This window comes from Falsiroseomonas sp. (genome assembly GCF_051859025.1).
Lineage (GTDB): Bacteria > Pseudomonadota > Alphaproteobacteria > Acetobacterales > Acetobacteraceae > Falsiroseomonas.
In genome coordinates this window covers 96,532-109,392 of the sequence record NZ_JBHYGL010000040.1, presented here as the reverse complement: position 1 = coordinate 109,392, position 12,861 = coordinate 96,532, and the positions used below count along the sequence as shown (strand labels likewise).

General features: G+C 71.1%; 12 protein-coding genes. 8 read left to right on the top strand and 4 right to left on the bottom strand.

The genetic code is table 11. The features are described 5' to 3' along the window. Positions 1–30 precede the first annotated feature (30 nt). The 3 genes from ACTIE5_RS27755 to ACTIE5_RS27745 all read left to right on the top strand — a co-directional run bounded on the left by ACTIE5_RS27755 (position 31) and on the right by ACTIE5_RS27745 (position 2,398). On the top strand, positions 31–291 hold the full coding sequence (locus tag ACTIE5_RS27755; RefSeq protein WP_439552981.1) for a hypothetical protein: 261 nt from the start codon (positions 31–33) through the stop codon (positions 289–291). A gap of 89 nt (positions 292–380) precedes the next feature. Then, a complete protein-coding gene (gene gshB / locus ACTIE5_RS27750; RefSeq protein WP_439552980.1) occupies positions 381–1,331 on the top strand; it encodes a glutathione synthase in 951 nt (316 codons plus the stop codon). A gap of 83 nt (positions 1,332–1,414) precedes the next feature. Then, a complete protein-coding gene (locus ACTIE5_RS27745; RefSeq protein ID WP_439552979.1) occupies positions 1,415–2,398 on the top strand; it encodes a Bug family tripartite tricarboxylate transporter substrate binding protein in 984 nt (327 codons plus the stop codon). A gap of 36 nt (positions 2,399–2,434) precedes the next feature. On the opposite strand, the gene ACTIE5_RS27740 is transcribed toward ACTIE5_RS27745, so the two are convergent. Next, positions 2,435–3,484 (bottom strand): NAD/NADP octopine/nopaline dehydrogenase family protein, encoded by a 1,050-nt coding sequence (locus tag ACTIE5_RS27740; RefSeq protein WP_439552978.1) that lies wholly within the window; start codon positions 3,482–3,484, stop codon positions 2,435–2,437. Between the two features lie 8 nt (positions 3,485–3,492). Continuing rightward, positions 3,493–4,521, bottom strand: coding sequence for a Bug family tripartite tricarboxylate transporter substrate binding protein (locus ACTIE5_RS27735; protein ID WP_439552977.1), 1,029 nt, complete (start codon positions 4,519–4,521; stop codon positions 3,493–3,495). A gap of 180 nt (positions 4,522–4,701) precedes the next feature. Here ACTIE5_RS27735 and ACTIE5_RS27730 point away from each other — a divergent pair, with 180 nt between their 5' ends. The 5 genes from ACTIE5_RS27730 to ACTIE5_RS27710 all read left to right on the top strand — a co-directional run bounded on the left by ACTIE5_RS27730 (position 4,702) and on the right by ACTIE5_RS27710 (position 9,836). Further along, positions 4,702–5,634: a lysophospholipid acyltransferase family protein gene (locus ACTIE5_RS27730; RefSeq protein ID WP_439552976.1), complete on the top strand. Its 933-nt coding sequence runs from the start codon at positions 4,702–4,704 to the stop codon at positions 5,632–5,634. Between the two features lie 156 nt (positions 5,635–5,790). Next, on the top strand, positions 5,791–7,287 hold the full coding sequence (gene miaB, locus ACTIE5_RS27725) for a tRNA (N6-isopentenyl adenosine(37)-C2)-methylthiotransferase MiaB (protein WP_439552975.1): 1,497 nt from the start codon (positions 5,791–5,793) through the stop codon (positions 7,285–7,287). A 119-nt stretch (positions 7,288–7,406) separates the two neighbouring features. After that, the gene (locus tag ACTIE5_RS27720; protein ID WP_439553083.1) at positions 7,407–8,390 is read left to right on the top strand and encodes a PhoH family protein; all 984 of its coding nucleotides are present in this window, start codon (positions 7,407–7,409) and stop codon (positions 8,388–8,390) included. A 100-nt stretch (positions 8,391–8,490) separates the two neighbouring features. Further along, positions 8,491–8,919, top strand: a complete 429-nt coding sequence (gene ybeY / locus ACTIE5_RS27715; protein ID WP_439552974.1) for an rRNA maturation RNase YbeY — start codon at positions 8,491–8,493, stop codon at positions 8,917–8,919. Beyond that, positions 8,916–9,836, top strand: coding sequence for a hemolysin family protein (locus tag ACTIE5_RS27710; RefSeq protein ID WP_439552973.1), 921 nt, complete (start codon positions 8,916–8,918; stop codon positions 9,834–9,836). Before ybeY ends, ACTIE5_RS27710 begins: the two co-directional genes overlap by 4 nt. Before the next feature lie 301 nt (positions 9,837–10,137). Here the strand turns inward: ACTIE5_RS27710 and glf are convergent, their stop codons facing one another. Both glf and ACTIE5_RS27700 read right to left on the bottom strand, forming a co-directional pair. Further along, positions 10,138–11,304: a UDP-galactopyranose mutase gene (gene glf / locus ACTIE5_RS27705; RefSeq protein ID WP_439552972.1), complete on the bottom strand. Its 1,167-nt coding sequence runs from the start codon at positions 11,302–11,304 to the stop codon at positions 10,138–10,140. Then, positions 11,297–12,529, bottom strand: a complete 1,233-nt coding sequence (locus ACTIE5_RS27700; protein ID WP_439552971.1) for a glycosyltransferase family 1 protein — start codon at positions 12,527–12,529, stop codon at positions 11,297–11,299. Before ACTIE5_RS27700 ends, glf begins: the two co-directional genes overlap by 8 nt. Positions 12,530–12,861 lie beyond the last annotated feature (332 nt).

Sequence of the window (12,861 nt, the reverse complement as noted above, 5' to 3'; positions counted from 1 at the left end):
TTCTCGTCCCTCCAGCGAGGGAGAGAGAGCGTGTCCACACGCAAGCAGACGCCCGACGGATCCGGTGGTGAGCCTGCCTCCGGCGGCGAGGGCTATCGCGGCGGCGCCCGCAACCAGACCGATGACGGCGGCGTGCGCCAGGGCGGCGGCAAGGGCCAGTCCATGGGCGGGCAGAAGGACGCGCGCGGCCTGACCATCGACAGCACCCTGCCGAAGCAGGACGAGGCCCCGGTCCCGGGCGATGCCGCGACCGGCCCCTGGGCGGTGCATCCGGAGCCCAAGGGGGATTGAGCGACCCGGGGGGGCGGAGGCCCCGCCCCCCTTCCAACCGGCGGCGCGGCGTGCGACGGGAACGGCAACCCGAAGCGGAGCGCCCTGCCATGACCCGCAGCCTCAAGGTCGCGGTCCAGATGGACCCGATCTCCTCCATCAACATCGATGGCGACAGCACCTTCGCCCTGATGCTGGAAGCCCAGTCCCGCGGCCATGTGATGTGGCACTACCATGTGCGGGACCTCGCGCTGAATGCCGGGCGCGTCGTCGCCCGCGCGCAGCCCGTGACGGTCCGGCGCGTGAAGGGCGACCATTTCACCCTGGGGGCGGAGGAGGAGTTGGACCTCGGCCAGGTGGATGTGGTGCTGATGCGCCAGGACCCGCCCTTCGACATGGCCTACATCACGGCCACGCATATCCTGGAACACATCCACCCCAGGACATTGGTGGTGAATGACCCGGCCAGCGTGCGCAACGCGCCGGAGAAGCTCTTCGTCACCCATTTCCCGCATCTGATGCCGGAGACGCTGGTGACGGCGGATATCCGCCAGATCCGGGCATTCCGGGAGAAGCACGGCGACATCATCATCAAGCCGCTGTTCGGCAATGGCGGCGCCGGCGTCTTCCACCTGCGCCCCGACGACCCCAACATGAATGCGCTGGTGGAGATGTTCACGGAACGGTCGCGGGAGCCGCTGATGATCCAGCGCTACGTCCCCGCCGTACGGTTCGGCGACAAGCGCATCATCCTGGTGGATGGCGTGCCCATGGGCGCCATCAACCGCGTCCCCGCGGCGGGCGAGGCGCGCAGCAACATGCATGTCGGCGGCCGCCCGGAACCCACGACGCTGACGGAGCGGGAGCGCGAGATCTGCGCCGCCATCGGCCCCGCGCTGCGGGAACGCGGGCTGATCTTCGTCGGCATCGACGTGATCGGCGACTATCTGACGGAGATCAACGTGACCTCCCCCACCGGCCTGCAGGAACTGGCGCGCTTCGATGGCGTGCATCTGGAACGCGCGATCTGGGACGCGATCGAGGGCAAGGTTTCCCGCTAACTGGCCAAGCCCCCCCGGCGCCGCTTGCCGGGGGGCGGATCGCCGTGCGATCCCGCGGGCATCTTCCGGGAGGATCACGCGTCATGAACCGTCGCACCCTGCTTGCCACCGGCCTCGCCTTGGCCGTGCCGGGCACGCTTCGCGCCCAATCCCAGTCCCAGGCCCAGTCCTGGCCGGACCGGCCGATCCGCCTGGTCGTGCCCTTCGCCGCCGGGACCAGCACCGACATCATCGGGCGGATGATCGGGGGGCAGATCTCCCGCGGGTTGGGCGGGCATGCGGTGGTGGTGGACAACCGCGCCGGTGCGGGCGGCACCATCGGGTCGGCCACCGTGGCGCAGGCGCCGGCGGATGGGCACACCATCCTGCTGGGCACCATCGGCACCCATGCGGTGAACCCGAACCTGATGCGGAACCTGGCCTACAACCCGGTGCGGGACTTCACGCCGCTGTTCCTGCATTCCAAGACGGCGCTGCTGCTGGTGGTGCGCCCGCAGCTCGGCGTGCGGACGATGGCGGAATTCGTGGCGCTGGCGAAGGCGCGGCCGCTTTCCGTCGGCACATCGGGCGTCGGCACGGCCGGGCACCTGAACCATGCGGTGATGAGCGAGGCGACTGGCACCACCACCACGCATGTTCCCTACAGCGACGGCGCGCGGGCGATGACGGATGCGCTGAGCGGCACGCTGGATGCCATGTTCTACCACACGCAATTCGTGCGCGGGCAGATCGGGGCCGGGCAGCTCATCGGCCTCGGCATCACCGGCGCGGCGCGCAGCCCGCTGCTGCCGGCGGTGCCGACCTTCGCGGAGCAGGGGCTGGCGGGCATCGATGCGGAGGGTTGGTGGGCGATGTTCGGCCCCGCCAACCTGCCCGCCCCCGTCACGCAGCGCCTGTCGGGCATCCTGGCCGCCTCCCTGACGGAGGCCGAGACGCGCACGACCCTGGAGCGCAACGGGGTGGAGGCGATCGGCGGCGGGCCGGAGGCGCTGGCGCGCTACCAGCGGGAGGAGCTGGAGCGCTGGGGCGCCGTGATCCGCCGCGCGAACATCACGGTGGATTCGTAAGCAACACGCTCCGGTTCCGGCCGGGGGCGGGCTTCCCTACCGGGGATGCCCGTCCCGCATCAGCGCCGGCAGCTGCGCCATGTCCAGGCCCTCCAGCAGGTCGTCGCCCACCAGGGCGCTGCCCCACAGCGCCTCCAGCACCGCCACGGCGGCGGCGGTCAGCGGCATCGCCAGGCCGCGTGCCTCCGCCAGGCGCAGCCACAACGCCAGCCCATAGGTCACGCTCTCCGCGAGGTGGGTGGCGTCCAGCCCCAGCGGGCCGGGCGCCGGGCCCTGGGCGGCGAGTGCCGCGGCCAGGCGGGAAAGCGGCGCTTCCTCCAGCCCATGGGCGCGGGACAGGGCGGTGGGCAGGGGCGTGATGGCGTGGCCCAGGCTGTGGGCGAGGTGCAGGCGCTCCGCGTCCAGACGCTCCGCGAGGCGGCAGATGGCGGGCGTCAGGCGGGCATGCATGTCCCAGGGCTCCGCGCCCTCGATCCGCGTGGCGTTGCCGATGGCGAGCGCGGCCTGCAGAACGGCCTCATGATTGGCCAGCGCCGCGCCGATGGCGTCGGGCAGCGGGCGGAAGGACAGGCCGAAGAGGTCGGCGGCCAGCCGCGCCAGGCCGGGCGCGGCGGCGGCGGGGACGGCGGCGATCTCCACCCCTTCCCGCAGCGCGACGATGCGGACGGCGTCGGGGGCTTCGCGCACCGCCAGCAGGGGCGGCGTCGCCATGGCGCCGATCGGCGCCTGCCGGCCGAGGCTGGCCAGGAGCCGGTCCAGCAGCAGGGGGGCGAGGGAATGGCTCGGCGCCAGCAGCACCGGCACGCCGTCATGCAGCATGGGCGCCACGCGCCGCAGCACGGGGCCGAGCGCGTGCGGCGGCACGGAGACCAGCACCGCTTCCGCCTGCCACAGCGCGCGGGAGACATCGACCGCGACATCGACGCGGGCGGTGCCGGCGATGATGCCTTCCACCCGGAGCGTCGCACCGATGCCATGGGTGCCGCCGCCGCGGGGCGACCACAGGGCGACGGAATGCCCGCGGCTGACGGCGATGGCCGCCGCCGCCGGCCCCACGGCCCCCGCCCCCAGCACGGCAAGACGCATCGGGCGCGCTATTCCAGGGAGATCGAGAGCGGCGCCGCGACGCGGGTCCAGCGTTCCAGATCCTCCCGCAGCAGCCTGCCGAATTCGGCGGGGCCGCCGCCATTGGCGACGGAGCCCAGGGCCGGCAGGCGGGATTTCACCAGGTCGGTGTCCAGCGCCTTGGCGAATTCGGCGCGCCAGCGTTCCACGATGGGGGCGGGGGTGGCGGCGGGGGCGGCGATGCCGGTCCAGATGGAGGCCTCGAACCCCGCCAGCCCGCCCTCGATCAGCGTCGGCACATCGGGCGTCGCGGGGAAGCGTTCGCGGGAGGAGACGCCGAGCACCTTCATCTGCGCGCCCGAGACGGCGAGGACGGAGGCGACCGAGATGAACATCAGCGAGATCCGCCCCGCGGCCAGGTCGTTGAAGGCGGCGGCGGCGCCGCGATAGGGGATGTGCTCGACATTCAGCCCCTCCCGCGCCTTGAGGTCTTCCATGATGAGGTGGGTGTTGGTGCCGATGCCGGTGGAGCCGTAGGGCACCGGGGTGCGGGCGGCCTTGCAGTAGGCGATCAGCTCGCGGGTATTGGCGACGGGCAGGCTGGGCGCGGCGGCCAGCGCGACCGGGCTGTCGGAGAGGTGGATGATGGGGGCGAAGTCGGCCACCGGGTCATAGGCCAGGCGGCGGCCGACGGCCTTGGCGATGGTGAGCTGCCCGGCGGTGGCCAGCAGCAGCGTCAGCCCATCCGGCGCCGCGCGGGCGGTTTCCTGCGCGCCGATGATGCCGCCGGCGCCGGCGCGGTTCTCGATCACCACATTCTGGCCGACGCTCTGCGAGACCGCCTGGGCGAAGAGGCGGCCGAGCACGTCCTGGCTGCCGCCGGGGGCGAAGGGGACGATCAGGCGCACGGGCCGGTCCGGCGACCAGGCGCCCTGGGCGCGGGCGGCGGTCGCCAGGAACGGGGTGCCGAGGAACGGGGTGGCCAGGGCGGCGCCCAGCAGGGTTCGGCGGTGCAGGCGATGCGGCATGGAGGGAGCCTCCTCGCGGGTTCGGGTCATGCCCCACCCTGCCGTGCCGGGGCGCATCGCACAACGCACTCCCGCGCGGGATGATCCGTTTCGGGCCAAGGGGTCGCGGGCTGGTCTTCATGCGGCGCCGCTTCCGGGCGCCAGGTGTGTTGCCGATCGTCACGCGATGGTCGCGCGGCTTTCATTGCCATGTCGCGGATCGCCGCGTTAATGCGGGCCATGGAAGCCACCGCCCGCCTGACCGCTTCCGACGCGCTGCGCCCGCGCAGCCTGCTCCGGAAGTCCCCGATCCAGTTCTCCTCCGCCGATCCGGAAGGATTGTGGGGGGATGCGCTGGGGTTCCGCCGGCTGGGGGGGCGGTTCCGCGCATCCCGCCGCCTGGTGTCGATCCTGGCCTGGACGCTGATCGCCATCCCCATCCAGGCGCTGCTGCTGGCGCTGCCGGGGCGGGCGAATGTGGGCTTCGGGCAGGTCTATTTCCGCGTGCTGTGCTGGCTGATCGGCATGAAGGTGCGGGTGGTGGGGGAGGCAACCCGCCAGGCGCCGGTGCTGTTCGTGTCCAACCATTCCTCCTGGCTCGACGTGCTGGCGCTGGGCACCACGCTGGATGCGGCCTTCGTGGCCAAGTCGGAAGTGGGGCAATGGCCGCTGATCCGCACCGTGGCGCGGCTGGGCCGCACGCTGTTCGTCAGCCGCACCCGCACCGCCACGAAGGGGGAGGCCGGGGTGATCCGCGAACGCATGGGCCAGGGGGACAGCGTGATCCTGTTCCCCGAGGGCACGACCAGCGATGGCGGCCGGGTGCTGCCCTTCCGCAGCGCCTTCCTGTCCGTCGCCGACCATGCGCGGCAGGTGCAGCCGGTGTCGGTGGTGTTCGACCGGCTGGGCGGCCTGCCGGCCTGCCGGCGGGACCGGCCGCTATTCGCGTGGTACGGGGATACCGACATCTTCACCCATTTCTGGCGCCTGGCGCGGCACCCCGGCGGGCGGGCGACCATCGTCCTGCACGACCCCGTGGACCCCGCGGACTACCCGGACCGCAAGGCGCTGGCGGCGGCCTGTTCCGAGGTGATCTCCCGCGCCTGCGCCACCATGCGGCAGAACCGGCCGGTGGCGCCGCTGAAGGCCCGCATTCCCGCTTGACCCGGCGCGGCCCCCTCCCGCAGCCTTCCGCCATGGCGATGAACCCTTCGGCCGTGCGGCCGTCACCCGGGGTCGCTTGACCCGGGCGCGGCGCCTGCGCACATCCCCCGCTTCCCCCCGCCGCGGCATCGGCGGGGCGGCGGAGTGTTTTCACCAGTGAACCCCACCGATTCCGTCCCGGCCCCCGCCGGTGACACGCCCACCGGTCATACGCCCAGCAGTGACACGCCCGCGCGGCCCCTCAAGCGGTTGTTCATCCGCACCTGGGGTTGCCAGATGAATGTCTATGACAGCGCCCGCATGGCGGATGTGCTGGCCCCCCTCGGCTATGCGCCGGCGGAGGCGCCGGAGGGCGCGGACATGGTCGTGCTCAACACCTGCCATATCCGGGAGAAGGCGTCGGAGAAGCTGTTCTCCGAACTCGGCCGGCTGCGCGTCCTGAAGCAGGCGAAGGAACAGGGGGGGGATCGCATGATCCTCGCCGTCGCCGGCTGCGTGGCACAGGCGGAAGGCGCGGAGATCACCGCGCGGGCGCCCTATGTGGATTTGGTGCTGGGCCCGCAGACCTATCATCGCCTGCCGGAGATGGTGGCCCGCGCGACCCGGGCGGCCGGCGCGGTGATCGAGACCGATTTCCCCGCCGAGGAAAAGTTCGACTTCCTGCCGGACAGCACGACGCCGCAGGGCGTCACCGCCTTCCTGACCATCCAGGAGGGCTGCGACAAATTCTGTTCCTTCTGTGTCGTCCCCTACACGCGGGGGTCCGAATACTCCCGTAGCGCCGCGACCGTGCTGGCCGAGGCGAAGCGCCTGGCGGCGCAGGGCAGCCGTGAGATCGCGCTGCTCGGCCAGAACGTGAATGCCTGGCACGGGGAAGGCCTGGACGGGAAGACCTGGAACCTGGCGCGGCTGCTGCGGGAACTGGCGGATATCGAGGGCGTGGCCCGGCTCCGCTACACCACCAGCCACCCCCGCGACATGGATGACGAGCTGATCGCGGCACACGGGGAGATCCCGGCGCTGATGCCCTTCCTGCACCTGCCCGTGCAGTCGGGGTCGGACCGCATCCTCCAGGCCATGAACCGCGGCCACAAGGCGGATGATTACCGGCGGATCGCGGAGAAGCTGCGCGCGGCACGCCCCGACATCGCGCTGTCCTCCGACTTCATCGCGGGCCATCCCGGGGAGAACGAGGCGGACCACCAGGCGACGATGGCGCTGATCCGCGATGTCGGCTTCGCGCTGGCCTATTCCTTCAAGTATTCCTCCCGCCCCGGCACGCCGGCCGCCGGCGCCACGATGCAGGTGCCGGAGGCGGAAAAGGATCGCCGGCTGCAGGAAATCCAGGCGCTGCTGCGGGAACAGCAGGACGGGTTCAATCGTTCCTGCGTGGGACGGCGCTGTGATGTGCTGGTCACGGGGCAGGGTCGCCACCCCGGCCAGCTCGCGGGACGGTCGCCCTGGCTCCAGCCCGTGCATTTCGTGGGCGCGGGCCAGCACCCCGGTGAGGTGATCGCGGTGGAAGTCACGGCGTCCCTCCCCAACTCTCTTGCCGTGCATCCCCTTGCCGTGTCTGCCCCGGAACGGCCCGCGGGGAACGGGCCGCCCGGGACTACCCCCCCACCCCCCTGTCAGGAGAAGGCCGCCGCTTGAACACCCCGCCCGCCGCGCTTTCGACCCCCCCCTTCGGCCTTCCTGCTGGTCGGGTCGCCGAACCCGTCGCGCGACAGCGCCTCGCCTCGGCCGACCAGCCCGCCCAGCGCGTGGTCACGATGCAGTTCGATGACAATGCGCTGGTCCCGCTGCTGTACGGGGAGCATGACCGCAACCTGGCGCGGATCGAGGTCCGGCTGGGGATAAGGCTCAACAGCCGGGGCAACCGGCTGACCGTGACGGGCACGCCCGAACGGACGGAAGTGGCGGAAGCGGCGCTTGGTGCGCTGTGGCGGCAGTTGCAGAAGGGTGAGGCGGTGGGATCGGCGGAGGTGGAGGCAGCGATGCGGATGGCTGAGGGCGTGCAGGAAGCCGACCCACGCCTGCCGCTGCAGGACATCCCCGCGATCCGGACGCGGAAGGGCGCGATCGCGCCGCGCACCCCCGCCCAGGCCGCCTATATGGACATGCTGGCCCGCAACGACATGGTCTTCGGCATCGGCCCGGCGGGCACGGGCAAGACCTACCTGGCCGTCGCGCAGGGGGTCGCCCTGCTGCAGGCCGGGCGGGTCGATCGCATCGTGCTGTCCCGGCCGGCGGTGGAGGCGGGGGAGCGCCTGGGCTTCCTGCCCGGGGACATGAAGGAGAAGGTCGATCCCTACCTTCGCCCGCTTTACGACGCGCTGTATGACATGATGCCGGCCGAACAGGTGAAGCGGCGGATCGAGGCCGGGGAGATCGAGGTCGCGCCGCTGGCCTTCATGCGCGGCCGGACGCTCGCCCATTGCTACGCCATCCTGGACGAGGCGCAGAACACCACGCCGGCCCAGATGAAGATGTTCCTGACCCGCATGGGGCATGGCAGCCGCATGGTCGTCACCGGCGACCCGACCCAGATCGACCTGCCGCCCGGGCAGAAATCCGGGTTGAACGAGGCGCTGGCGATTCTCGACGGGGTGGATGGCATCGCGGTGGCGCGATTTGCGGAACGGGATGTGGTAAGGCATCCCCTCGTGGCACGCATCGTCGCGGCCTATGGGCGCCTGGATGAGGCCGCCCAGCGGGGCCGGGGGCAGAAGGAGAAGGATGGAACCGTTAAGTAGACCGCCCGGCGCGGCAGGGAATCTCCCTGGTGGCGCTGGGATCGGGAATGGGGCGGCGGAGATCACCGTCGTCCTCGCGGCGCCCGGATGGCGCGCCGCCGTGAAGCGGCCTGAGGCACTCGCCAGGCAGGCCGCCGAGGCTGCGCTGCGCGAAGCCGGGGTCGAAGGCGCCGTCACGGTGCTGCTGGCGGATGACGCCACGGTGCGGCGCCTCAACAGCGATCACCGCGCGAAAGCCAAGCCCACCAATGTGCTGTCCTTCCCCGGCGGCATGCCGGGGCACCTCGGTGACATCGCCCTGGCACTCGGCGTGGTGCGGCGGGAGGCGCGGCAGAATGGCCGCCGGCCCGCGGACCATTTGGCGCATCTTGTGGCGCATGGCGCGCTGCATCTGGCGGGGCATGACCATCTGGAGGCCGGCGAGGCCAGGCGGATGGAACAGGCGGAAGCGCGCGTGATGCGGCGCCTCGGCCGGCCCAACCCTTGGAAAGAGGGTGCCGCCGCGACGCGCGCGCGGCTGGTGCCATGAGCGGGGGCAACGGCCAATCCGCCCATGACCGCCGCAACAGCTTCTTCGGGCGCCTGCAGACCCTGCTCGGGCGGCGTGAGAATGAAAGCGTCCGCGACCGGGTCGAGGAATTGCTGGAAAGCCGGGAGGAGGAGCGCGCCAACCGCGCGGCGGAGCATGACGGCAGCGGGCTCGACCTGAACGAAAGGCTGCTGCTGTCCAACGTGCTGCTGCTGCGGGACAAGACGGCCTATGACGTCATGGTGCCGCGCGCCGACATCCTGGCGATGCCGGAGGATTTGACGCTCGACCAGGCGATCCGGCTGATCCAGCGCGAAGGCCACAGCCGCTTCCCGGTTTATCGCCAGAACCTCGATGACATCGCGGGGATGGTGCACATCAAGGACGTCTTCGCCGCCGTGGGGCGGGACCCCGCGACCTTCTCCCTGAAGGCGATCATGCGGCGGCCGTTGTTCGTGGTGCCAACCATGCCGGTGCTGGACCTGCTGCTGCAGATGCGCGCGGCGCGGATCCACATGGCGCTGGTGGTGGACGAATATGGCGGCATCGACGGGCTGGTGACGATCGAGGATCTGGTCGAGACCATCGTCGGCGACATCGCCGACGAGCACGACGAGGTCACGCCCGTGACCATGCAGGACCGGCCCGACGGGACGGTGGAACTCGACGCCCGCACCACCGTCGAAGCCTTCGAGGCCAAGTTCGGCAGCGTGCTGACGGAGGAGGAGCGCAACTCCGACATCGATACCGTCGGCGGGCTGGTCTTCACCCTGGCGGGGCGCGTGCCGGCGCGGGGGGAACTGATCTCCCACCCTTCCGGCCTGGAATTCCGGGTGCTGGACGCGGATCCAAGGCGGATACGCAGGCTGCGGGTGCGGATGCCGGGGACGGAGCCGGCGAAGCAGGCGGCGGAGTAGCGCGGGTTGCCGCAGGGTGAGCGCTGCTCCCCCTGCACCCCCTCGCCAGGGTCCAACCGGACCCTGGACCGGGGGCATAACGACGAAGGGGGGAGGGGGCCGAAGCCCCCTCCCCCCTTCGTCGTTGTATCTCATGGGTTCCAAGGGGCCGCTGCCCCTTGGCATGGGGGGTACGGGGGGAACAGCGTTCCCCCCGGGCTCACCCGCGCAGCAGCCTCGCCTCCGCCCCTCCGGCGCCGCCAGCAGGCGGCCGGTTACCGGATCCCGCGCGCCGTCTTCGCGCGGTATGCGGGCCGGCCTGTCAGTCGCCAGCGGCGACGCGGGCGGCGGTCTCGTCATTCGCGGCGGCCGGCGGCACCACCTTCTGGATGCGCTCGAAGGTCGCCAGCGCCTGACCCACCACCTGGTCCATGTTGTAGTAGCGGTAGGTGGCGAGCCGCCCGACGAACCAGGTGTCCTGCTCCGCATCGGCCAGCGCCTCGTACCGCTTGTAGAGCGCGGCGTTCTCCGGGCGCGGGATGGGGTAGTAGGGGTCGCCCTCCGCCGACGGGAATTCATAGGTCACGCTGGTCCTGGGGTGCTGCTGGCCCGTGATCCACTTGTATTCGGAGACGCGGGTGAAGGGCGTCTCCTCCGCCGGGTGGTTCACCGTGCCGGTCGGCAGCGCCCATTCGCGGTCCAGCGTCTCATGCCGGAACTTCAGGCTGCGATAGGGCAGCTTGCCGTAGCGGAAGCCGAAATACTCATCGACCGGCCCCGTCCAGATGACGCGGCGGAAGCTGAAGCGCTTGCGGGCTTCCGCGAAGTCGAGGCCGGTGCGGACCGTAATGCCGGGCTGGTCCAGCATGCGGGCGAACATCGCGGTGTAGCCATCCTGCGGCATCGCCTGGAAGCGGTCGGTGAAGTAGCGGTCATCGGTGTTGGTGCGCGTGGGCACGCGGGCGGTGACCGACTTGTCGAGCTCGCTGGGGTCGAGTGCCCATTGCTTGCGCGTATAGCCGCGGAAGAAGAGTTCGTAGAGCTCCCGCCCGACCTTGGAGACGACCACATCCTCGCTCGTGCGGATCTGCCCGGGCTTTTCCGCCCGTGCCGCCATCCAGCCCTCGACCTCCTCCTCCGTCAGCGACAGGCCATAGAGGGTGTTGATGGTGTCGAGGTTGATGGGCATCGGCACCTGCACCTTCTGCCCGGTGGTGGGGCTTACCACCTCCGCCAGCACGCGGTGCTCATAGTCGCGCCACGTTGTGAACTTCGAGAGGTGGCCGAACACCGCTTCGCTGTTCGTGTGGAAGATGTGCGGGCCGTAGCGGTGGATCAGCAGGCCGGCTTCGTCGAGATGGTCATAGGCATTGCCCGCGATGTGGTCGCGCTTGTCGATGACCAGCACCTTGTCGCCGCGCTGCGTCGCCAGGCGCTCGGCCAGGACGGAACCGGCGAAGCCGGCCCCCACGATGAGCCAATCAAACATGGGCCGCCCCCGCTGCGCGAATGGTGTGGAAGGCACGGCCGGCACCCGCGCGCGCCGCCGATACCTGCGGCACTGTGACATCGCCGATCAGCCCGGCCATGCGCGCCCAGGTGATGTCCCAGGAATTGCGGGCGAGCTGCGCATCGACGCGGGCGAGCCAGGGCCCGCGATCCCGCGCCAGCATCATTTCCGCCTTCGCGGCCATGGCGGCCGCATCCTCCGCGATCTCCACCAGCCCCGCATCGGCGTAGTCCCGCACCACGTCCAGGACGGGGGTGGAGACGACAGGCAGGCCGGCGGCGAGGAATTCGGGCGTCTTGGTGGGGCTGATGAAGCGCGTGCTGTCGTTCAGCGCGAAGGGCATGAAGCCGATGTCCCAATGCGCGAGATGCGCGGGCAGGTCCGCATAGCCGCGACCGCCGAGCCAATGGATGTTGGCGGCGCGCGGCAGGGCGGCTTCCTCGATCTTCACGACCGGGCCGACCATGATGAAGGACCAGTTGGGCCGCAGCGCGGCGAGCTTGGCCACGAGGTCGAGGTCCATGCGTTCGTCGATGACGCCGAAGAAGCCGAGGCGCGGATGCTTCAGGCCGCGCATCGCCTCCGGCTCCGCCGGACCGAGGCGCGCCTGGCCGAAATGCGCGGTATCGATCGAGGAGGGGAAGCAATGGACGCGGGCGTGCCGGTTGCGCTTCGCCTCGTACAGGCTGCGGCCGCCGGTGAAGACGAGGTCGGCGCGGGCGATCAGGCGGCGCTCCATCTCCAGCATCGCCGGCGGCGCGCCGCGGAAGGCGGAGAGTTCATCCATGCAGTCATAGACGGTGACGTCGGGATGCAAATGCCCGGCGAAGGCGAGCGCCATCGGCGTGTAGAACCAGGCGACCAGCTTGCGGCCGGCGCGCTGCGCCAGCCAATCGTCCAGCAGCGCGCGCTGCGCGGCGACGGCGGCATCGGGCGTGGTGCCATGCGGCAGGATCGGCTGCGCGACGGTGACGCCGCCGGGACGGGGCGAGCAATCGAGGTGCGGGGCGGCGACATCCTGGTGGAGCGGTTCCTCCAGGAAGATCACCTCATGGTCCGCCGCCGCGCGCGTCATCAGGTGCTGCGGCCGCTGGAAGACGAAATCCCAGCGGAGGTGCGAGAGGCAGAGCAGCACGGGGCGTGCATCCGCGTCACGAGGCGCGGTGGCGCAAGGCTGGGCGGCACAAGGCGGGGCCTCGTTCATCCTGATCTCCTTTGGTCAGGGGGCGGATGGACGGGCGAACGGCATCGTGCCGCGCGGCGTGACCGCCGCTGCCCCGGACCATCCGGACGTCCTGGATGCCCCTCAGAACGCGCCATGCTGCGCTGCGGTTCCGGCCAGGATTCCTAACTCGTGAGCAGCGGCAGCGGGAACGCGCGCGCCGCACGACCGGCACGGTTCGGCACCGCTGCGCGAACGCATCGCGTGAAATCCCCTCAACACGCGCATCCGCGACGGCGCCGGTCGCGTTCTTCCGCCCGTCCCCGAAGCAGGCCCGCAAGGCCGGCGGAGGATGGGCCAGCGGGGGAAAACCG